At 41.6% G+C, this 22607-nt stretch carries 23 protein-coding genes; 15 read left to right on the top strand and 8 right to left on the bottom strand.

The window, feature by feature from the left end; translation table 11 throughout:
* Positions 1-5 precede the first annotated feature (5 nt).
* Both AC0L13_RS12700 and AC0L13_RS12695 read left to right on the top strand, forming a co-directional pair.
* Entirely contained in the window at positions 6-476 is a 471-nt protein-coding gene (locus AC0L13_RS12700; protein WP_473640125.1) for a hypothetical protein, read from the top strand.
* A gap of 18 nt (positions 477-494) precedes the next feature.
* The gene (locus AC0L13_RS12695) at positions 495-821 is read left to right on the top strand and encodes a MazG nucleotide pyrophosphohydrolase domain-containing protein (protein ID WP_473640123.1); all 327 of its coding nucleotides are present in this window, start codon (positions 495-497) and stop codon (positions 819-821) included.
* A 77-nt stretch (positions 822-898) separates the two neighbouring features.
* Here the strand turns inward: AC0L13_RS12695 and AC0L13_RS12690 are convergent, their stop codons facing one another.
* The 4 genes from AC0L13_RS12690 to AC0L13_RS12675 are packed head-to-tail and all read right to left on the bottom strand — an operon-like array spanning position 899 to position 3969.
* Positions 899-1465: a SurA N-terminal domain-containing protein gene (locus tag AC0L13_RS12690; protein WP_473640121.1), complete on the bottom strand. Its 567-nt coding sequence runs from the start codon at positions 1463-1465 to the stop codon at positions 899-901.
* A 36-nt stretch (positions 1466-1501) separates the two neighbouring features.
* Positions 1502-2458, bottom strand: a complete 957-nt coding sequence (locus AC0L13_RS12685; RefSeq protein WP_473640119.1) for a TRM11 family SAM-dependent methyltransferase — start codon at positions 2456-2458, stop codon at positions 1502-1504.
* Positions 2455-3015 carry a branched-chain amino acid aminotransferase gene (locus tag AC0L13_RS12680; protein WP_473640117.1) on the bottom strand — a complete coding sequence of 187 codons (561 nt, stop codon included), beginning with the start codon at positions 3013-3015 and terminating at the stop codon, positions 2455-2457. Before AC0L13_RS12680 ends, AC0L13_RS12685 begins: the two co-directional genes overlap by 4 nt.
* A gap of 51 nt (positions 3016-3066) precedes the next feature.
* Positions 3067-3969 (bottom strand): cation diffusion facilitator family transporter, encoded by a 903-nt coding sequence (locus AC0L13_RS12675; protein ID WP_473640114.1) that lies wholly within the window; start codon positions 3967-3969, stop codon positions 3067-3069.
* Positions 3970-4253: 284 nt separating this feature from the next.
* On the opposite strand from AC0L13_RS12675, the gene argH reads away from it, so the two are divergent.
* Positions 4254-5582 carry an argininosuccinate lyase gene (argH, locus tag AC0L13_RS12670; protein ID WP_473640112.1) on the top strand — a complete coding sequence of 443 codons (1329 nt, stop codon included), beginning with the start codon at positions 4254-4256 and terminating at the stop codon, positions 5580-5582.
* Positions 5583-5669: 87 nt separating this feature from the next.
* Here argH and AC0L13_RS12665 read toward each other — a convergent pair whose 3' ends face one another.
* The 4 genes from AC0L13_RS12665 to AC0L13_RS12650 form a co-directional block, all read right to left on the bottom strand.
* Positions 5670-7232 carry a YndJ family protein gene (locus AC0L13_RS12665; protein ID WP_473640110.1) on the bottom strand — a complete coding sequence of 521 codons (1563 nt, stop codon included), beginning with the start codon at positions 7230-7232 and terminating at the stop codon, positions 5670-5672.
* Positions 7225-7842, bottom strand: a complete 618-nt coding sequence (locus AC0L13_RS12660; protein WP_473640108.1) for a DUF4166 domain-containing protein — start codon at positions 7840-7842, stop codon at positions 7225-7227. The genes AC0L13_RS12665 and AC0L13_RS12660 overlap by 8 nt, the downstream gene beginning before the upstream one ends.
* Positions 7839-8741 carry a DoxX-like family protein gene (locus AC0L13_RS12655; RefSeq protein WP_473640106.1) on the bottom strand — a complete coding sequence of 301 codons (903 nt, stop codon included), beginning with the start codon at positions 8739-8741 and terminating at the stop codon, positions 7839-7841. The genes AC0L13_RS12660 and AC0L13_RS12655 overlap by 4 nt, the downstream gene beginning before the upstream one ends.
* A gap of 236 nt (positions 8742-8977) precedes the next feature.
* Complete coding sequence (locus AC0L13_RS12650) at positions 8978-9757, bottom strand: enoyl-ACP reductase FabI (RefSeq protein ID WP_473640104.1); 780 nt, start codon at positions 9755-9757, stop codon at positions 8978-8980.
* 197 nt (positions 9758-9954) lie between these two features.
* Here AC0L13_RS12650 and argC point away from each other — a divergent pair, with 197 nt between their 5' ends.
* The 12 genes from argC (at position 9955) to AC0L13_RS12590 (ending at position 22555) form a co-directional block, all read left to right on the top strand.
* Positions 9955-10989, top strand: coding sequence for an N-acetyl-gamma-glutamyl-phosphate reductase (gene argC, locus AC0L13_RS12645; protein ID WP_473640102.1), 1035 nt, complete (start codon positions 9955-9957; stop codon positions 10987-10989).
* Positions 10990-11002: 13 nt separating this feature from the next.
* On the top strand, positions 11003-12229 hold the full coding sequence (gene argJ, locus AC0L13_RS12640) for a bifunctional ornithine acetyltransferase/N-acetylglutamate synthase (protein WP_473640099.1): 1227 nt from the start codon (positions 11003-11005) through the stop codon (positions 12227-12229).
* Positions 12192-12971, top strand: a complete 780-nt coding sequence (argB, locus tag AC0L13_RS12635; protein ID WP_473640097.1) for an acetylglutamate kinase — start codon at positions 12192-12194, stop codon at positions 12969-12971. Before argJ ends, argB begins: the two co-directional genes overlap by 38 nt.
* Positions 12968-14113: an acetylornithine transaminase gene (locus AC0L13_RS12630; RefSeq protein ID WP_473640095.1), complete on the top strand. Its 1146-nt coding sequence runs from the start codon at positions 12968-12970 to the stop codon at positions 14111-14113. The genes argB and AC0L13_RS12630 overlap by 4 nt, the downstream gene beginning before the upstream one ends.
* A 141-nt stretch (positions 14114-14254) precedes the next feature.
* Positions 14255-15472 (top strand): CynX/NimT family MFS transporter, encoded by a 1218-nt coding sequence (locus AC0L13_RS12625; RefSeq protein ID WP_473640093.1) that lies wholly within the window; start codon positions 14255-14257, stop codon positions 15470-15472.
* A 68-nt stretch (positions 15473-15540) separates the two neighbouring features.
* Positions 15541-16491, top strand: coding sequence for a stalk domain-containing protein (locus AC0L13_RS12620; protein WP_473640090.1), 951 nt, complete (start codon positions 15541-15543; stop codon positions 16489-16491).
* Between the two features lie 160 nt (positions 16492-16651).
* Entirely contained in the window at positions 16652-16951 is a 300-nt protein-coding gene (locus AC0L13_RS12615; RefSeq protein WP_473640088.1) for a hypothetical protein, read from the top strand.
* 402 nt (positions 16952-17353) lie between these two features.
* On the top strand, positions 17354-18493 hold the full coding sequence (locus AC0L13_RS12610) for a sensor histidine kinase (protein WP_473640086.1): 1140 nt from the start codon (positions 17354-17356) through the stop codon (positions 18491-18493).
* Positions 18486-19118 carry a response regulator gene (locus tag AC0L13_RS12605; RefSeq protein WP_473647002.1) on the top strand — a complete coding sequence of 211 codons (633 nt, stop codon included), beginning with the start codon at positions 18486-18488 and terminating at the stop codon, positions 19116-19118. The genes AC0L13_RS12610 and AC0L13_RS12605 overlap by 8 nt, the downstream gene beginning before the upstream one ends.
* Before the next feature lie 126 nt (positions 19119-19244).
* The gene (locus tag AC0L13_RS12600) at positions 19245-20177 is read left to right on the top strand and encodes an ABC transporter ATP-binding protein (RefSeq protein WP_473640084.1); all 933 of its coding nucleotides are present in this window, start codon (positions 19245-19247) and stop codon (positions 20175-20177) included.
* A 12-nt stretch (positions 20178-20189) separates the two neighbouring features.
* The gene (locus tag AC0L13_RS12595; RefSeq protein WP_473640082.1) at positions 20190-21455 is read left to right on the top strand and encodes an ABC transporter permease; all 1266 of its coding nucleotides are present in this window, start codon (positions 20190-20192) and stop codon (positions 21453-21455) included.
* Positions 21455-22555: an ABC transporter permease gene (locus AC0L13_RS12590; protein WP_473640080.1), complete on the top strand. Its 1101-nt coding sequence runs from the start codon at positions 21455-21457 to the stop codon at positions 22553-22555. The genes AC0L13_RS12595 and AC0L13_RS12590 overlap by 1 nt, the downstream gene beginning before the upstream one ends.
* The last annotated feature ends 52 nt before the right edge of the window (positions 22556-22607 follow it).

Below are 22607 nucleotides of genomic sequence, written 5' to 3'. Positions count from 1 at the left end.
ATTATATGAAAAGAGTAGCGTTGGCAGCTTTTATTATTTCATTAATTACAGTTTCAACAGTATTGGCAACTACAGTATTTAATTCTAATAATAATGAAGCGGAAACACTAGTCCTTAAGTCTATCGAATATATGAAATCACATAAATGGGATGAATATGTGGGACTCTTCGATTTTGAACCTGAAGTTAGTGAGCATTTATTATCGTTTTTAAGAGACGGTGATGATCAGGGAAAGCAGGATGGAATTCATGGGATTCAAGATATAAAAGTGGTGAGTATGGAATTGACAAGTGATCCGGAGTTTATCTCAAAAGGTGACTATGTGTATGATGTGCTATTGGATATGAAAGTTCTTAATCCTTCCGAATTTCACCTGAACGGAGTTTCCCGTCATAGATATGTTCTGAATAGGACAAGTGAAGGGTTGAAAATAGAAACAGTATATTTGGATAAGAACTATGAGCATAAAAATTAAGCATTGTGAGGACGTATTATGGAGCAATTAACGTTTCAAGCATTACAAAGTTATTTAGCTTTAAAATACAAAGAAGGTCGCACCTCATCAGGGTTATTCATGAAATTAGTAGAAGAAATAGGGGAAGTAGCAGAGGTCCTAAATCAGCAAGAAGGCCGTAAATCAGTTACATCAGATGCTTCTCTTGAAAAAGAGTTAGTAGATGTAATTCATTACGCCGTAGCTATTGCAAGTATAAATCAAATTGATTTGTCAAAAGCAATTATTGAAAAAGACAAACATGCGGCAGTGAAATATAATCAATCTCCGAACTTGGAAGAGTTTTTGACCATGCAAAATAAATAAAAAATGATATCTCAGCAGGAAACCTGAAAGGCAAGGATCCCCTATTTGCCTTTCAGTAGATTGTTTCGAAGGGGTAACTATTTAATAAACTTCTCAATCTCATCCTTATGATCATCCACTAACGTATCCAACAACTGATTCATTTGTTTGTCGAATCCTTTTACATCATCGGCATCAATCGAGTCGAATGGCTGCCCAAGCTTCTCTTCAATATAAGCAACCATATATGCGCTTAGTTCATTCGTTATTTCGTAATGTTTAACGATATACTCATCTGGATCCATATTAAACTTTTTAGCCTGTGAGTCTGCAAATTTGCGCATGTCTTTTGCCATTTCGCTGTTGTCGTCTTTTGATAGATAAAGATCAACAGCTGAACTTTTCGTTGCTTGAATTTCCTGTAGCCTTTTGGAGACATCCAGACCCAATTTCTTCGCCTCTTGAACGGCTAATGTCGCTTTTATCATCCCATCAAGATTCTCTAAAACTTTATCATCCTCATACAAAAACCGCAGCTCACCAACTGTAATTTCTTCCCCTCTTACAACAGCAGCAACATCTTCATCATCGTACTTAGAAATAGAGTTGCATCCAGCCAGGATCATTAAACAACTAAGGAACACGACACTTGCAAAACTTTTCAATCATCCCACCCCTTTGTTTACATGAACACTCCCCATTCATTCACAAACAACGACTTGCCGTTGGAACGTCCCCTTTTTCGCTACACAGCGGTCAACAATCGTAAAGCCGGCCTCCGTAATCATATGATCCATCGGCTCAATCGTGACGACGACGAGTCGCTTCGTTATCCGCCTAGCATTCTTTAGAATGTCCAGTTGTCCTTCAGCGGTAATATGTGTAAACAGATTGTATGGCATATCGATAATCGCAGCATCATATGTATCCGTCACTTCGGAAATAGGGCCTTTGACAACTTCCCCCTCCAATCCGAAATGGGCGAGGTTCTTTCTCGAGCCAAGACAGACGAGAGGGTTGATATCCCTGCCGACCATGTTAATTCCCATGGATCGGGCTTCCACCAAAACAGTTCCAATTCCGCAGCATGGATCGATCGCCCGGATTCCCTCAGGATGGGGGACAGCAATATTAGCAACAGCTCTTGCAACACGGGTGCTTAGCGCAGTGGAATACATATGGGGCTTTTGCATATGAAATCGCCAAATCGGCTCGCTTACCTGCAAAATGCCGAAATGCCAAACCTCTTCAAGGAGAACGATTCCAAAGTTCACTTCCGGCTCCAGCAGCTCCGCTTCCCCTTGGATCACTTCGCCAATATCCCGCTCAATGCTGCGCCTTTCCGGTTGACGTAGTTTGGCAGTCGAGTCAAGGGCAATCGAGTTCATGCACGTCACCTTGAATGTTTTATGGCTGACGAATTCAGATGCTTGCTTTATTATTTCTACCAAATCGTTTCCGTAGAACAGGATTTCGAGACGTTCCTTCATGAAAGGACTCCTGCTCGGGTCAATCTTCGTTTTACTTTTAATGACGTTCGTCGGACTGTCAAAGCCGAAGAACGCTCTCATTTCCAATCGGCAAAGATCATGCTCGTCTACTTGCCGGACATATGTGTAAATGAATTCCCGGGTTTCCGTTTCGAATGCATGCTTCAATTTGCTGCCTCGATTGCTGCTAGCAACTTGAAAATGAAACAGTAGGCGAGATCCATCGCACCTTTTATTGACATGTCTTTATGGAAGCCGTCCAATTGATCGAGCGGTATATTGATGTCCCATAGTCCGTCCTGGTCGGAAAACATAGCACTATATGTTTTTGAGCCAACATTCGCCTCTAAATAATCCTTCAGGAAAGAACCCCATTTTTTTTGTACTTTCAATCCGAAAAGGACGGTCGATGTCTCGAAAACATCATCCATTTCAAAAGCGATTCCATCGACACTGATCGTTTCAAATGCATTTGATTCAACATACAAAAATTCTTCGGCATTTTTGGAAAAATAGGAGACAGGTTCATTCATGAATGACTCAGGTTCCTCTTTGATCACTTCTTCTGTCTCTTTTAGACATCTTTCAATGACGGGAAAGTTCCAATCTTTATGTTCAAATTCAGCATTTTCATCAATCAATCCTTGTTTCACAGCGTATTCTTTTTCAATTGGGAACAACGGCCTGTTCTCAGCGACTAGTTGCGCAAATTTATCTTTCAACATGGTAGACACTCCTTTTCATTCAACAGTATACCTTACTTCCTAGCACACTTTCTATTCACCCGGATACCAAGGGTTCAAATGGATGAGCACTTCATCCACATCGGCGTGTTCATTGATGATCAAATTTCGGATTTTACTTGAGATATCATGGCCTTCCTGGATTGTCAACTTTCCAGAAATACCAATCCTTAAATCGACGAGGACATAATGGCCATGCTCACGTGCGCGCAGTCGGTCGATTCGTTTTACTTCGGGAACGGTGTGGATTAACGCCGCAAATTCCTGAAGACGGTCTTCAGAGACGTTCTTTTCCATTAGTATATCCATCGCCTCTATACCGATTTCATAAGCAAGTCTGAGGACAAGTACCGAGACAATCACACCTGCAAACGGATCCCCGTACGACAGCAGGGAGATATGACAGGCATCGCCAATCAATGCCAAGCCGATACCGACAACAGCGGCAAGTGAAGCATAGACATCTGCGAGATGGTCGTATGCCGTTGCAATTAACCCTTTACTGTTCACTTTCTTTCCAATTCGCATCGTGTATATATAAAGTGCCTGTTTCCAAACAAGGGAGATGATTGCGGTGATTAATGCAATCACGCTTGCTTTAGCAGGTTCCTCGAAAAATGTTTTAACAGCTTCGTACCCAATATAAATGGCGGCAATACCTAAAATGATCGCTACGAGGCCTGACCCAATGACCTCCGCTTTCCCATGTCCGTATGGATGGTCATCATCGGCAGGCCGTTGGGAAAACCGCATAGACGTAAGGGCAGCTGCAGATGCAACTACGTCTCCGGCATTATGGAAGCCGTCTGCGAGGAGTACGGGACTGTTGAAAAGGACACCAACAAGAATTTTCAGGACAGTTAATACAATATTGCTCATCAGACTGATCCAAATCGCAAAGACTGAAGCGATGGAATGGTTTTGATTAGTTATCATTTACTATGCCTCCATACTGATTTTCCCGGGGGAAAGAAAAACCCCTGACAGATTGTTGTCAAGGGTTTGGGGAAATATAATCTATAATTGCGCCTGTTATTGAGTTTTATCATCGTCATCACTCTTTTTTTCGTCAATAATTTAAGCATAACACTACTTGAATTAGCGAGCAAGGAATTGACCGTGTGTAATAAACGGTTGTTTCGAATTTCATTGCAAATGAATAATGAATTCATTATAATACAATAAAGTGAATAAAAATACATACGAGAGGTTGATTATATATGAAACTTTGGGGTGGACGTTTTACGAGTCGTGCAGATGAAATTATGGAGCAGTTCAATACATCATTGCCTGTCGATCATAGATTGTACAAAGAAGATATCGCCGGAAGTCTGGCACACGTCACGATGCTCGTCCATTGTGATTTATTGACGCCAGAGGAAGGCGAATTGCTCGTACAAGGGTTGGAATCCATCCTTAAAGATATTAACGATGGCGAACTTGTAATTGAAGGTGATTATGAGGATATTCATTCCTTCGTAGAGATGCATTTGACGGAAAGAATCGGGGAAACGGGGAAGAAGCTTCATACGGCACGGAGCCGGAATGACCAAGTGGCGGTCGATATGCGCCTCTATGCAAAGAATAAAGCGGTCGAAGTGATGGACGGCCTTCAATCGCTGATTGATTCGTTGCACGCTAAAGCTGCTGCAAATAATGTCATTATGCCAGGATATACTCATTTGCAACGCGCGCAAGTCGTTACGTTTAGCCATCATCTAGGAGCGTATGAGCAAATGTTTAAACGCGATAAGAAACGAGTTGGCAACGCGCTCGAGCTACTCGATGAAAATCCATTAGGATGCGGAGCACTTGCAGGAACGACACATGCAATTAATCGAGACATTACGACGTCGGTATTAGGGTTTTTGAAACCGGTCAATAATTTCTTGGACGGTGTAAGCGACAGGGATTATATGCTCGAGCTGATGTCCGATTTCTCCATCATCATGATGCATTTGAGCCGTTTAAGCGAAGAGCTTATTTTATGGAGCAGCCAAGAATTCAAATTCATTACGATGGCAGATGCATATTCTACGGGAAGCAGCATTATGCCGCAGAAGAAAAATCCTGATGCAGCGGAGTTGATTCGCGGCAAAACCGGTAGAGTATACGGCTCTCTCTTCGCTTTGTTAACGACATTGAAAGGTTTACCCCTGACGTATAATAAGGACATGCAAGAGGATAAAGAACAATTTTTCGATGCGCTCGATACGGTCCTTGATTGCATGGAAATCATGTCAAAGATGATCGACACATTGCAAGTGAATGCCGATAATATGAAAGCAGCCATCAAAGGTGGCTTTCTTAATGCAACTGAAGTCGCCGATTACTTAGTAGCAAAAGGCACTCCATTCCGCGATGCACATGAAATCGTCGGGAAGATCATCATTTATTGCGAAACGGAAAAGAAGGCAATCGAGGATCTAACAGTTCAGGAACTGTCCGCATTCAGTGATAAAATAGCTGATGATATTTACAATTATATCGACTACGAAAACATTTTAACGAAAGGGAATAAGGGGTTAATGAAGGAAGTGGGCGAGTAAGTTAATATGACGGGAGCCGTACGCTCATAAATATCTGTTTCCCGCTCATAAAATGAGAAAGCCAGAGGAAATTCCCTCTGGCTTTCGTCATGCTTTACGGATTCTATATTCTATCGTCAAAAACGGTAACGAAAAAATCCACATTTCATGTTTTGCGGTCAATGAACCATCCCCCGCTTCGCTTACGACAAAATTTTCCTCCAGCGGCAGTCTAAAATACTTTCCAAACTTTGAAGTCAAATAGATTCCAGCATCTGAAGTCGGATTGGTTCTCCTGCTCGTTAACTGCAAGGCATCGCCGTGTTCACGAAGTTCCAATATGCCCGTCATCGTAGAAAAAGGGAGCGGCAATGCAATGTTCATGAACTCTTTGCCAGTAGAAGCTCTATGGTGAGAATAAAGGGCGATGAATGCATAGCGACTGTCGACCTTCCGGATCCATGCACGAACAGCATGTCTGCCATCCAAACTAGGCGTAAGAGTAATAATATCTCCTGTCATTTCCACTTCATTTCGATGAATCGGCAAGTTGATCTGCTCTGTTTTCCTGCTAATGAATGAATAAAAGAATGCAAAGGGTAAGTACCATTTTTTCCAATGAACGGTAGCAAAAAGTCGATAATCGATCGTGTTTTCATAAAAATCCACAATATGAGGAGAAACTTTGCTAACCCCATATAGCTTCATATCATCTACAAGGCCTCTATGCTTTCCAGATGCACCAAGCTGTTCAACACTTTGTATTCCTTTTATCCGACTGACCGGGAAGTTTGGCTGTTGAAAATTGGGTGAGGGAACGGATAACAGCCATCCAACGATGCCGAACAATGCAAAGATAACGCAATTCAAGACGCCATGGAACCGGAGCATGAATTCTATCGTGACGGAAGTAAGGCCAAAACCATTCCCGAGTACGTAAAGGAGCGAGAACATAATCGTCAGACCGAGAGATGTAAATGAAGTGACGACAAGCCACTTCTGCGTTCGTTTCGGATAGACAGTTCGCCAAGCAATCACGATCATTCCAGCTAGTCCGACGATGTAAAGAAGTACAGAAAATAATTCAATCCACCTTGAAAATGTAATCCCGATTGCTACAACCATTGGAGCGGCTAATAAAAGAATGCTATAAAACAAAAAGGTGCGCGGCTTATGTAACCTTCCAAGAAATCCTATGAAAATAGGCAATAAAAATGCGGAGTAATGAAAATGAATCCCGGTTAGCCACGTCAGTAATGGAGTGAAGCCCGTATCAATGTCCGCCACATAAGCAAAATACCAACCGCCGCCAAGTGCGATGTACATTAATCCCAGATCAATTGAAAACTCTTCGATATTTGTAAATCCGCGCTGCATGAACCGGGATAATCCGTATAATGCAATAATCGCAGTGAACAAGAAGTAGATAAGTGCCGGAAATGCAGCCCATTCGGGTAAAAAGATTAGGATAATAGCAACCGAAGCATAAGCAGGGACCGCGACATAAAAATAGTACTTCGAAAACCAATCTCCGCGATTCATGACAAATCGAAAAGCTACTGGCACGTAGACAATTTGTGCAATTGTCAGAAGTAAAAACGGCCACGGGTCTATGCTGAAAAAAGCGACGATGATGAACAATAGAAAGTGAAAAAGTACGTATTTACGCATTTTGAACAAACTCCCCTTCATAGGAAAACAGATGACCGATTAGTGGATTTTGCACAGTTACAGCGATGCGGAAAACGTTATTCGATTCATCGTAGCATTCCGTCACTGTCGCAAGGCCTTGAAATAGTTTCGGCAGTGGCACTTCGATTTTCCCAAGAACAAGTCGTTGATTCATAGAATGGATTGTTATCGCTCCTTCATCAGACACGTCGAATGCCAAATCCGAATAGACGAGAGGAGGTTCACCTAGATAATCTTTAATGACAAGATGGGTTTCATCTAAGCTCATGAGCGCATTGAAATAGCGTTTTTTCGTGCCGAAATGAAAGATGCGTTCCCAATGGATTTGACTTTCACTGTTGGCCCCAATCCGCGCTGTGTTCTTAATTGAGAAAGGAATGTTCTTGCCGCGTTCCGGGAAAAGCAGCTTCCAATTGACGCCGAGCCGAAATAGGGGATAGAGCCATTTCGGGCCTCCTTTGATTTCCTTCATCGTGCCTGTTGCTTCAAATGAACGTCCATCTGCAAAATCATAACGCATTTGCAGCATTGGATGCAGCAGATTAAAGTCATTGCCTAGAGCTTTTTTATAAATGGACAACGTATTCACCTTTTTCTTTTACAGCTTTTTGCAGTCGGAGTATCATCGCTACTAAAATACCCGATGAAGGAGAGGGCAAACAGCGACAAGTTGAATGTCACAGGGCTGAAAGGGTGTATGGCTGCTTCAGGAGCAGCAATGATTGCCGCAATAGTGAGCAACGGAAAGACGACGAGCTGCAACGCAAATAAATGCTTTTTCCTCTTATAAACAAGCCAAAGAATACCGAATAGCAATTCAGCGATACCTATGCCAATCAACAGTGTTGTTATTTGTGTTGCATTCAATGGAATCGTATTCGCAAGCATCCGCATTTCTTCCGGATGTTTCCCAATAATTTTAGGAATTAGCCCGTGATAGATCCAAATGAATGAAAATAGTATGGAAAGACCATAAGTCGTGAAAAAACGGAAGTATTGGGAGCGGGGAGCTTCTCCTTTTTCAAGCCATCTTTTCAACACATCAAAACTGAGGGCGGTTCCCCAGCCGATCATCGGGCGAAAAGCGAATGCATCGAACACTTTTCCGAGCGATCCGAAGTTCGCGTCATAATCATATTGCGTCAGGAATTTTGTCCCTTTTTGCTGTGGCTCATATTTCCAATACCCTTTCCCTTCTTTGATCGGCGAGAACCATTGGTTAGTTCCGAAATGCAAGGAAGAAGAGCGCGTGCCATCTCCTTTATTGAATGTCCCCGTACTTTTCCCCCAGCCTTCGACGGTAAGAAGAGGGGTGACGCTTCGTTTGTATGTAAACATTTGTGGCTCATCGTCTTTTATTGGCAAATAGGTGATGGATGAAAACCGTAAATCCCATTGCGAATGCAAGTCCGGATTTTGCGACGCATCCCAGACGTCATCTATAGTTGAATCAATTTCAATTTCGACGTAAATTGGCTTTTTTTTCATAAGGTTTCACCTCATTAGTAAGACGATGGGGAGGGGGGAATGTTTCGTTTCTGCTTATCGATCATTTTCACAAATTTACCGGTCTTTTCCCGCCAGTTATCGATCAATCTGACGTAGTTATCGATCATTTCCCAAAGTATATCAATCATTTCCGTGAATTTATTGTCACTTCGGGACTAATGACTCATTAAATTCACTTATTCCCATGAAAAAAAGGAGCCGGTAAGCTCCTTTTTTCATCCCATTATATTGTAGCCACCATCGACGTAAATGATTTCGCCGGTTACACCGCTAGAAAGGTCGCTTAACATCGCAATCGACATCTTCGCGACTTCCTCATTTGTAATATTGCGTTTCAACGGAGCTTTTTCTTCGATTTGCCCCAAAATCGTATTGAAGGAAGGAACGCCTTTCGCGGAAAGGGTACGGACAGCTCCTGCAGAAATCGCATTGACGCGGATAGCATCCTTCCCTAAATCATTTGCTAAGTAACGGACGGATGCTTCAAGCGCAGCCTTCGCAACACCCATTACATTGTATCCGTCGAGGACCCGTTCAGCACCTAAATAGCTCATCGTGATAATCGATCCGCCTTCTGTCATGAAACGACGTGCTTCTCTTGCTGTTGCGACAAGCGAATAAGAGCTTGAATCCTGCGCGAATGCATAGCCACTTCTAGTCGTTTCGACAAAATCATTTTTCAGATCTTCAGCGTGCGCAAAAGCGATCGAGTGGACAATTCCGTGGATTGTTCCAAGCGTTTCGCCAATCTGTGTGAATGCATGCTGAATGCTTTCATCTACATTCACATCACATTGGACGATCATTTTTGGCTCTAGACCGTTGTTTTCCAAGGCTTTTTCAAGCTTGGCAAGTGAACGTTCTTTACGATACGTGAAAATGACATTAGCTCCGACATCAAAAAGAGACTTTGCTACGCCCCACGCAATGCTTCGTTCGTTCGCTACACCCATTACGACAATATTCTTCCCTTTTAACTTTAATAAATCTTCCATAGTGACCTCCTCAATCGGTAGAAAACTATCACCTAATATTAGTACCTGATAATAACGATAGTATAGCATACTCTCCTCTAATTCAAAACTCCAATTCTAAAATAGGAAATAAAAATTGCTAATAAACTTATATTAATACAGTTGACTTTATATTTATGCATACGTATACTAATTCTAACGATTAAAGGGGTGGGGACATGAAGATAGGAATCATCGGCGCTTCCGGCTATGGCGGACTTGAATTGATACGATTATTGCATAATCATCCGGAAGTCGAACAACTCGATTTATTCACATCATCTGAGGAAGGGACTTTGTTTTCTAGCAAGTTTCCGCATACAACAAATATGTATGATCAACCTCTACTTAAAATCGATCATGAACAGTTGGTCGACTACGATGTGTTGTTTGCAAGCACACCGGCTGGAGTGACAAGTAAATTGCTGCCGCCGCTCATCGGTAGTAGTCCGAAATTGATTGACTTGTCCGGAGATTTTCGATTGAAAGATACTGCGGAATACGAGCGTTGGTATAAGAAAACTGCTGCACCGGCTGAAGCGATCGAGCAAAGCGCATACGGTTTGACGGAATGGAATACAGAAGAAATCAGTAAAGCGCAGCTTATTGCAAATCCCGGCTGCTATCCGACTGCAGTTCTCCTGTCTTTATTGCCGCTAGTTAAAGAAAAGCTGATCGATGCATCATCACTTATCATTGATGCGAAAAGTGGTGTATCAGGAGCAGGAAACACTCCAGGACCGATGACACATTTCAGTGAGACGAATGAAAACTTCTCAATTTACAAGATTCACGAACACCAGCATATCCCTGAAATTGAACAGGGGATAGCACAATTCGGTGCTCAGGAAATTCCGGTGACGTTTACAACACATCTCGTTCCGATGACGAGGGGCATCATGGCGACAAGTTATGCACCAGTAAACCCTGCCGTCACAGAAGAGCAACTCGTCGGTTGTTTAAAGGAAACATACGCAAGACGGCCATTTGTAAGGGTCATAAGTGAATCGAGCAAGTTTTGCACGAAGCAAGTTGCCGGTTCAAACTACTGTGATATTCATGTGAAGGTGGATCCGCGGACGAATCGGGCAACCATTGTGTCAGTCATTGATAATTTGGTGAAAGGGGCTGCCGGGCAGGCGGTTCAAAATATGAACGTGCAATTTGGATTGGATGAAACGACAGGTTTGACGCAAGTTCCATTATTTATTTAGAGGAGGAATTGGTATGGCGGTAGCAGTTCAACAGATGAAACGCGTTTCAGGAAAGAATATCGCGACACCGAAAGGATTCAAAGCGGTCGGCATCCATTGCGGACTGAAGTATAAGAAACACGATTTGGCGGTATTGCTCAGTGAAGTGCCTGCAAGCGTGGCGGGTGTTTTCACGACGAACGCCATACAAGCGGCTCCTCTTGTAGTAACGAAGGAAGTTGTGCAGCAAACTGGGCAAATGCAAGCAGTCATAATCAATTCCGGCAACGCGAATGCATGCACTGGGAAGCAGGGCATGATCGATGCACTTACGATGCAAGAGAAGACAGCTGAACAATTCGGTATCGCTACGAATTTGGTCGGAGTGGCGTCAACAGGCGTCATCGGTGAGAAATTAAATATGGAACCGTTGCTGAAAGGGATCGAGCAGCTAGAACCGACAAGCACTTTAGAAGGTTCTATCCAGTTTTCACAAGCGATTTTGACGACAGATACTGTCATGAAAAATACAGCATACCGTACGGAAGTGGATGGCAAGGAAATTACGATAGCGGGAACAGCGAAAGGTTCCGGAATGATCGAACCGAATATGGCAACGATGCTCGGCTTCATAACGACAGATGCCAAAATCGACTCCGTTCATTTGCAGGAAGCTTTGAAGTCCGTCACCGATGTGACATTCAATTCGATTACTGTGGATGGGGATACTTCCACGAACGATATGGTTCTCGTGCTGGCAAACGGATTGGCGGGAAATCAACCATTATCTCCAGCGCATCCAGAATGGGATTCATTTACCCAAACATTGCATGCGGTCGCTCAAGATCTTGCAAAGATGATTGCAAAGGATGGAGAAGGGGCGACGAAACTTATCGAAGTGGAAGTCGATGGAGCCGTAACGGATGCAGAAGCGAGAAAAATCGCCAAAACAGTCGTCGGCTCTCCCCTTGTTAAAACTGCAGTATTCGGCTGTGATGCGAATTGGGGAAGGATCATTGCGGCAGTCGGTTATAGCGGTGCGTCTGTCGATCCATTAGGGATTACGATTAAAATTGGTGACACGACAGTCGTAACAGCCGGTGAGCCGGTAAACTTCTCGGAAGAGGAACTGCTTCTTTATTTAAAACAACCGGAAGTGAAAATTTTCGTCGGGTTGAATAAAGGAAGCGGCAACGGAATAGCATGGGGGTGCGATTTGACATATGACTACGTCCAAATCAATGCTTCCTACCGATCATAAGCGGATTGTCATAAAGCTTGGAGGAAGCATGCTCGAAGGGTTGCAAAGCAGATTTTATAAGAAACTCCACGAAATGCTAAGCGAAGGCTATGAAATTGTCATCGTCCATGGCGGGGGGCCTTCCATCAACGCGAAGTTACGGTTAAATGCCATTGAATCCAACATCGACAATGGCATACGGATCACTTGTGAAAAGTCGATATCGATCGTGAAAGACGTATTGATCAGCGAAGTGAATCCCTCTTTAGTCCATCAGTTCAATTGTGCTGACATTGATGCAATCGGGCTGAGTGGATTCGATGGCAAGCTGCTGACGTGTTCTTTGTTAGATGAAAAACGTTACGGGTTTGTCGGGAATATCCAGACAGTGAATGATAGATTGCTTGAGAAATTACTGGCATCTGGAATCGTCCCAGTCATTTCTTGCATCGGTGCAACGGAATGTGGAAAGCCACTCAATATTAATGCAGATACAGTCGCAAGCAAAGTCGCGCTTGCCATTCAAGCGAAAAGTCTTATCTTTGTAACCGATACACCGGGAATAAAGATTGGAAGTGAAATTCAAACAGCTGTCTCCCCGGCTGAAATAGCGAATTGGATTGATGCAGGGGATATATATGGCGGAATGATCCCGAAAGTGCATGCCGCAATGGACTGCCTAGATGCAGGGGTTCCTTCCGTCCAAATCGTCGATCAGCATTTGGCGGGCACAACGATTGGATTTGAGGAGGTTTTCAGTTGAGTACTTTATTCAACAATTATGCACGTCGGCCGGTGCACCTAGTAAAAGGCCGGGGGACAGTCGTTGAAGACGAGAACGGTAAAAAATATCTCGATTTTACAAGCGGCATTGCTGTCGTCAGTTTAGGTCATGCGCATCCTGCTATCGTCAATGCGATTCAAACTCAAAGCGAAAAGCTTTGGCATATATCGAATTTATTCGAAAGTCCTGAGCAGGAAAAGCTTGCTGCGGCTCTTATGAAAGACACGCATTTCTCTCATAGCTTCTTTTGCAATAGCGGGGCAGAGGCGAATGAAGCAGCCATCAAACTTGCGAGGAAGCATACAGGAAAATCGACGATTATCACTTTTGAACAATCTTTTCACGGCCGCACATTCGGAGCGATGGCTGCGACGGGACAGGATAAAATAAAGCAAGGCTTCGGACCGATGCTCGAAACATTTAAGACGGTTCCATTCAATGATCCAGTGAAGCTGGAAGCCGCTATCGATAATGATGTGGCCGCCATCATGCTGGAAGTGATCCAAGGCGAAGGGGGCATTCACGCAGTCACGCCTGAATTCGCCTCGATCATTTCAAACATTTGCGAGTCAAAAGGGATCTTATGTATTATCGATGAAGTACAGACTGGAATCGGACGGACCGGCACTCGTTTTGCATATGAGCAGACGGGATTGAAACCAGATATTCTGACACTCGCTAAAGGTTTGGGCGGGGGCTTCCCGATTGGGGCGATGCTCGGGACATCCGCATTATATGATACATTCGGGACCGGCTCGCACGGGACAACATTCGGCGGGAATCCACTTGCTGTCGCGGTTGCTCAAACTGTCGTGGATCATATTTTTCAGGAAGAGTTCTTGAAAGGTGTCCGTGAAAAGTCAGCTGCGTTGATGAAGAAATTGTCAGAGGTTCTTCCACCGGACCAATTTAATATTAGGGGGCAAGGATTGCTCATAGGCATTGATTGTAAGGAAGACGTTGCGCCTTTCATTCGCCAAGCGGAAGAAGCAGGATTGCTTGTAGTTCAAGCTGGTTCAGACGTAATTCGTTTGCTGCCGCCGTTAACTGTGACCGATGATGAAATCGAAGAGGCAATTGCTATTTTGACATCCATTTTACTCGTACCGACGACTATATAGTGTAAAAACGGATCTCCTAGATTGGGGGATTCGTTTTTTCGTTGCGCTTTGCGCAAAACTTTCCCACTACACCATATCTTTTGATAGAACATCCATTATGATATGCTCAAATAGTGTGTATTACGAAATGGAGACGATACTATGAAACTTGAGGAAACTCATAGCAACACGAAGATACTTAGCTTTGGGAACAAAACATTGTTATTGATTATCGGCATTATTTTCATAGCATCAACTCTACGTTCACCTTTGACTTCTGTTGGTCCGATTATCGGGTCAATACGAGATAGCTTAGGGATCTCAAATGTGCTGGCGGGCTTCTTGACGACAATCCCTCTGTTGGCGTTCGCTTTTATATCACCGTTTGTACCGAAACTATCAAAAAGATTCGGAATGGAGTTGACCCTTTTCGTCGCTCTCTGCCTACTAACGGTCGGGATTTTAATCCGCTCGGCAGGCTCTATTCTTTTTTTAGTGGTCGGAACTTTCCTAATCGGTGTCGCGATCGCTTTTGGAAATGTATTATTGCCTGCGTTATTGAAGTTAAGCTTTCCATTACATATTGGATTAATGACAGGAATCTATTCAGTCGCTATGAATATTTCGGCTACTACCGCTTCGGGAATTAGCGCACCAATTGCAGTCAATACTGATTTCGGTTGGCAAGGTGCGTTAGGGATTTGGGCCGCCTTGTCTATGCTTGCGGTCATACTTTGGGTACCGCAGCTGAAAAATAAACTATCTGTGAAACCGGAAATTGAAAAAACGTTGTTGAAGAAGTCTACTATCTTATGGCGTTCGCCGATTGCTTGGGCAGTTACGTTTTTCATGGGTTTACAGTCATTGCTGTTTTATTGTACATCGGCATGGCTGCCCGAAATGCTCGTTTCTGATGGATTAACAGTAGAGAAGGCTGGATGGATGATTTCTCTTTTACAAGTTGCACAATTACCCATGACATTTATTATTCCGATACTTGCAGGCAGAATGAAAGATCAGCGGCTGCTTGTAATCGGCATTTCGGCATTATACTTGATAGGTTATGGCGGTGTTTACGCTGGGGAATTATCATTGGTTCCATTATGGATGATTTTAATTGGTATTGCGGGCGGGGCATCGTTCGGGTTGGCAATGATGTTTTTCACACTGCGGACAGAGACTCATACAGAGGCTGCAGAGTTATCGGGCATGGCACAATCATTAGGCTACCTTTTAGCAGCTATTGGGCCGGTGCTTTTTGGACTTCTTCATGACGTAACATCTTCTTGGGAAAGTTCGATGCTTATTTTACTCATCGGTTCACTGCTTTTTCTTATCAGTGGAATGAAGGCCGGACGAGATGAAAAGGTGATCCATTAAAAAAAGTGTAACTTTTACCAATGTACTCCGTCTCATTCATTGAATACCCAAATGAGGAGAGAGAGAAAATGAAAAAATTTGGAGCAGTAGCATTAACAGCATTATTGGCAGGAAGCGCATGGACACCTTATGCAGTTCAGGCAAACGATGACGTAATCCAGGTGGTAAAAGAAGAAGTGAAAGATGCTTCCGATTTCATGAAAGTGACAGGCGTTATTACTAATATTGAAAACAGGGAAAACGGTTTAATGGTAACTGTTGAAAGTGGCCCGGAGAACGTTACTAATTTCATTATCCAAGACAAGACACTTCTATTTGATAGCAGTTCTACAAATGAAATGAAACCGGGTAACTTGAAAAAAGGAATGAGAGTAGAAGGATATTATGACAAAAACAAACCGATGATCATGATTTATCCAACACAAACTACACCTGAATTATTCTTCGTTATTGACGAAGAAAAACCGGGCAGCGTCAAGGTCGGTAAATTCGATGACGACTATCTCAGCTTGGACAAAGAATTGAAGCTGAACTTGAGTGAAAAAACGACGTTGTTAAACCAGCAAGGCGATAAAATTGAAATGGCTGATTTGAAAGGCAAGGAATTGGTCGTATTTTATTCGATCACAACGAGAAGCTTGCCACCACAAACGCCTCCGACGAAAGTCATCGCTCTTGATCCATTGGGCAATGATGTAATCGGCGAACCGGTGGAGGAAAATTCGGAAATTCCGGAGTCTGTTTTGAACATGATTGAAAACGACCAATACATGAAAGACGGCGTGAAGATGATTCCATTGCGCAAAGTTGCAGAAGAACTCGGCTACAACGTTCTTTCCCAACCGAAAACAAATGGTGCGCTTCTCACAAAAGGGAATCTGTCCTTTACAATTTCTCGCGGAGAAAAGACATATGGATTTAATAAAAGCATCAGACAATTCGAGGTTGCTCCAGAATTGATAGGTGGCAATAAAACATATGTATCTGAAGATTTCCTTGAAATGCTTCATGGCAATTAATAATAAAGCGAAGCCCGGAAACTGCTTGTAATTAGCAGTGTTCCGGGTTTTTTCATTACTTAAATGGGTGATCAATAATTGTACACACTTCTTTGATAATCGGCTCATACACTGAAATAGAATGGGGAAACGAGACTCACCCAAAAAGGAAGTGTATGAATTGTATAAAAGGAACAATAATGAAAAAGTCAATTCATCGTATACCCTAAATGATCTATTAAAAGGAAAAGATTTGGAGATAATTGCTGCATCACTTCTATTATTGGGCAAGCTAAAAGTCGATTCTGTCATACTTTTCCGTAATAGCCCAACTATTACAGTGACATTACTCGGCGCTTTCCAGAATGAATCAAAAAACAATAATAAAATGGCTGATTTCTTAAATGAAAATGGGGATATTACAATTGATGAAATATTTGAAGGAATTCAAAGTCGTATGAATAGAGGACAGGGGAGATAAGAATGTCTGAAACAAAATCTTTTTCAGGGAGTTCATTCATAAACATAGTCATCTTAATTATCTTACTGCTATTAATCATCTTTGGTTCTACAGATATTAAAAATCTTACTGGTGCACCTTAACGTTAAACAAGTAGTATCATCGGTTTATTATTCGTTACCGATGATGCTACTTGTAATCGTTAAAGAGGACAGGTACTGCTATCTAAGCAACCCGTTATACATACTAGGACATGCTTTCAGTTTATTAACGATTATGGATATTCGAAATTTCAAGATGGAAGCAACTCCTAAGACGATAAGTCTTTTATTTTGGCCAATTAATATCAGACAAATGGCATAGTATTATGGTATTTTAGGCAAAGAAGATATTTTTCTATCTATGTCAGAGGAGTATTAGTATATGAAAAAAATGTATTTTATTTGGCTTGCTATCAATTTTGCTGTATGGACAATAACTTTTATATGCTTGCCACAAGGCTTAAATGAAATACAGCTTTTGAGTGTTTGCCTGTACTTAGTGGTATTGTTTATCATTCCTATTTTGACAGCTAAGCCTTCGTTGCAAATCTTCTTCTTTTGTATACAATCATTAACTACTATTATCATATTTTATCCTATAGGTCATGAGTTAAATCCATTTGTATTTATCGTTCATATGTTACTAATCGCCGAAGCTGTCTATTACCTTTCCCGGATAAACAGTTTGGTTGTAATTGGTGTCCAATTAGGAAGTATTCTTTGGATTATTATTAAATCTGACTTAATTGCAGCACAAGTTGCATGGAATGGACTTTTTTATCTATTAATGATGGTAGCTATGCTACACTATCAGACTATACGTCAGCGTGAAAATGACGTTCGAAAAAGGAATGATATGTTAATAGATGAATATAGGAATATGAAAAGGCAACTTGTAACGGAAGAAGAGCGGACAAGACAGGACGAGCGAATGTTGATCGGCCATGAAATACACGATTCTGTCGGTCATAAGCTTACAGCTTTGCTTATGCAATTTGAGGCTTTCCGCTTAACTGCAGCAGATCGGGACAAAGAAAAAATCGGAATTTTAAAAAGTCTTGCCGAACAAAGTTTGGAGGAGACGAGACGGGCTGTAAAATCATTTAAACAAAAAGAAGCTGGCGGATTGCAAGGTGTTATTCGTTTAATTCGTAAACTGGAATTGGAAAGCTTTATGAAAATCAATTTTTCTGTTAGGCATGGCGCATTCGCTGCACCATTGACTGGGGAGCAGTCCTTTGCAATTTATCGTGCCGTGCAAGAGGCGTTGACGAATATTATGAAGCACAGTTCCACTAGAGAGGCGCATGTTATGTTTGAATGTCCAGGCGGGACTGTCTTTCGTTTTGAAGTGACCAATTTAATAGCGACTTCTTCTATTTTTGTAGAAGGATTTGGTTTGAAAGCTATGCGAGATCGATTGGAAAAGGCTGGGGGATCTTTGGAAATTATTCAAGACGAGCGCTTATTTGTCGTTCGAGGCACTTTTCCATTAGTAGAAAGGAGCGAGTCATATCATTAAAGTGTTGCTTGCAGAAGATCAGGTAATGGTCCGCCAAGGTTTGAAGGCGATGATTGAAACGGATGAAGAAATTAAAGTGACAGGTGAAGTTGACAACGGCAAAGAAGCTATCCTTTTATGTGAGAGACAATATTTTGATGTAGCGATATTGGATATTAGGATGCCGGAAATGGATGGGATTCAAGCAGCCAAAGTGTTGCGCTCACGTTTTCCACATATGAAGATTCTAATGCTAACGACGTTTGATGATAATCAATATGTGATGGACGCGCTTAAATTAGGTGTGAACGGATATATGCTGAAAAATGGAGATACCGAATCACTAATACGATCGATTAAAAGTGCAATAGGTGGGGGCCTGTCACTGGAAGATCAGGTTGCTGCAAAGATAATACCTGCATTGCTTCAACATCAAGCGGCAGATTCGGCTGATCCATCGTTGACACCTAGAGAGCGAGCCATATTAAAATGTATTGGTGAAGGACTAAATAATAAGGAATTGGCGGAAAGATTGGGCTTGTCAGTTGGTACAGTGAAAAATCAAACGAGCCACATATTAGAAAAGCTAGGATTGCGTGATCGAACACAATTAGCGATATATGCAATTCGCCATCGTTTAGTATAAGTTAGAAAAAGTGACGAAAGTAATATCAATTTGATGATCCGGTGACCAGAGTCAGTAGTGGCTTTGGTTTTTTTATTTTATGATGTGTTTATAGGAAAGAAATCGAAAAAAAAGGAGGAAATATGCATGCTTGAAGCAATACGTTTAGGCAAGTCATATAAAGGCAAACAGGCTGTACAGGATGTCAATTTATACTTGGATAGAGGAGAATCCGTAGGGTTGCTAGGTCCGAATGGTGCGGGGAAATCGACGACAATTTCAATGATTTCTACACTGTTAAAGCCGACAAGCGGTGAAATAAAGTTGAATGGTGTTAATACGATCGACAAACCTGTGGAAATCCGAAGAATTTTAGGAGTCGTACCGCAGGAAATAGCGCTGTATGAGGAGCTTTCTGCATATGAAAATCTGAAGTTCTTCGGCTCCATTTATAAAATGAGAGGCAAGGAGCTTGAAAGTAGAATAGGAAAAGTATTAGAAATTGTCGGGTTGGAAGAGCGTAAAAAGGATACGGTAAAGACATTTTCCGGAGGCATGAAGCGGAGACTCAACATTGCAGCTGCCTTATTGCATGAACCTCAAATATTAATTCTAGATGAGCCTACTGTCGGAATTGATCCCCAATCAAGAAATCATATTTTGGAAACGGTTCGGGCATTAAACAAATCAGAAGGTACGACAATTTTATACACGAGTCATTACATGGAGGAAGTTGAACAGCTTTGTGACCGATTATACATTATGGACCATGGTGAAATAATTGCAGCCGGTACAAAAAGCGAATTACTTAGCATTTTATCGACTGAGGATACGATAAAACTAGAATTGAGTAAGCTCGACGAAACTTTTGTGGAGCAGGTTAAAAACATAGACAGTATACGTAAAGTAGAAGCCTCTCAGTTGCATTTGAGAATCATCGCTAAGAAAGGAAGCAATACGATTAGCGAGCTAGTCCATCTAGCCGATCAGCATCATGTACAAATAATTAATTATCATACTGTGACTCCTAGTTTGGAAGATGTGTTTCTTCATTTGACTGGAAGAACATTACGAAATTAAGGAGGTGTGAGCGTGTTAAGTTATATTAAAAAGGATTTGTTATTAGTTTGGCGTGATCGTAAAGAGATTATTATTGTTCTTGTACTCCCGATCCTTTTAGTGCTCGTATTGAACTTTGTCTTTGCTGGATTGCTAGACGACAATAATGAGTTGCCTACGGACTTACAAATTGCGGTAGTTAATAATGATGATGAAAAAGAGGCAATAGTGCAGCTGAAGGAAAAACTCATCCAAGAAGAAGCGTTCGAAGAAACAGAAGTGGGAGCGTTGTTGGAGCAAACAAGTTCTATCCGTCCTGGTCAAATGATAGTCGATTATTTAAGAAGTGAGGATATAAAGGAATGGATTACAGTTCATGAACTTAATGAACAGGATGCAGTGGAAAAAGTGAAGGAGGGTGAACTAGATGGCATTTTAATCATACCAAATGGATTTATGGTAAATAGCTTATATGCTGCTTTTGTAAAAGAATCTCCAACAGTTAAATTGCAATTCAAGATAGAAAAAGAGTCAACTAGCAATCAAATTGTACAAAATATAATACAAGGCTTCCTAGATAATCTTAACTTTCAATTTGCACTGCATGCAATTGAAGGTGCTGCGGTAGTGGATGTATCGTTTCCAGAAGGCGGATTTGAGGAGTTAGGAGCAGCGGCGCCCTTTACGTTGTCCCAATATTTCACGATTGCAATGGGAGCATTATTTTCCTTGTTTTTAGCAGTTACTGTAGCAACTAAAACAGGCGTTGAAATTAGACAACAAGTATTTAATCGGATTCTACTGACGAATAGTAACCCGTTGCATTTTTTAATAGGGAAAATGGTATCAACATTTATTCTAGTTTGGTTACAAGTTATGTTTGTTTTTATTGTGTCTCATGCCATCTTTGATGTATTCCCTCAGCGTTCTATGTTTTTTTGGGCAGGTACGGTAGGGGTTGTTACTTTACTTTCGTTATCGATTGCTGGGTTAGCAGCTGTATTCACCGTTGTTTCACTTAAAATGTTGAATATTGATGCAGCAAATGGGATCTTCATGGCAGTTATATTGCTATTTGGGGTGATTGGTGGAAATTTCGTTCCTATATATGTGTTACCTGATTGGTTAAAACAAATTGGAGAGTGGACACCGAACGGCTTATCCTTGATGATGCTGACAGAGTGGATTCAATTTGAAGAGTTATCTTCATTAGTCATGCCAGGTTTCCTACTTATCGTATTTATGTTGTTCTGTACTGTAATCAGCTTAGTTCTTTATCCGAAAAGGGGTGTAGCCTAATGAATTCAGTATTACGGGCGCAATTCACTAAAGACCGACGTAATCCGTTGCTCATTTTACTATTCATAAGTGGAAGTATTCTTGCTACCCTTTTGTTTGCGGGAGGTGTTTATTCACCAACATCTGTTCCAGTTTTCAGTGAGGAAGTAAATGCTTCGGAAATTGAGGAAAAATGGCTAAGGTTGCTAAATGACAATGAATATTATCGCTTTATAATAGTTGAGCCGGATAAAGCGCGTGAGGATGTTAGAGAGGGAAATGTCGATGTGGCGATTAAACTAAAGGAAATGGATTATAAACTTGTCGCAACGAATGAACTTCCTGGTGTCTCCTTAGTTAGGCAGTATGTAGAAAAAGTGTTTCAGAGAGAGGCACAAATTAATGCGATGGTCAAATCGGATAAAGACGGAAACATACGGAATGAAATTGAAAGCTATTTAACCGATGCACCATTCCAGGTTGTATCTCAGGGGCTAGACAATAAAGAAATTCCGAATTATAACTTAAAAATCCAATTAATGTTCGCTTTCACGTTTTTGGTTTCTATGTTTATAATCGGGTTTAAGGTTAACAATGTGACGAATGATAAGGTTTCAGGTATTTGGAATCGATTGCTGCTATCACCGATGAGCAAAACGAGTATGTATCTCGGATATATTTTATATAGTTTTTTAATCACGCTTTTTCAAATTATTGTGGTGTTGTTAGTCTTTAAATACGTGATGAAGTATGAGATAGGAGACAATTTACCGTTAATTATTTTGATCTCAGCATTTTTTACATTAAGTATGATAAGCTTAGCGATGTTAATTACTGGTTTTGTAAGAACACCCGAACAATTTTATGCGATTTATCCATCTTTCATTCCACTCATCCCGTTAGTCAGTGGGGCTTATATGATGCCCGGAACGATTACGAATCCAATACTATTGTTCATTGCTGATTTATTTCCCTTGAAGCATGCACTGGATGCGATTTTATCTGTTATTTTCTATGGTGCGGGCTTGCAAGATGTCATGATGTCGTTAATTATTATATTATTGATTGGAATCGTAGCAATGGGTATCGGAATAAATCTCATTGAGCGAAGAAACAATTAATTATTAAATGAATATAAAAGGATGCCACACTTCGCTCGGAAGTCTGGCATCC

The sequence above is a fragment of the Sporosarcina sp. QA0331 genome (assembly GCF_055808055.1).
This window is presented reverse-complemented; position numbering and strand designations above follow the sequence as displayed.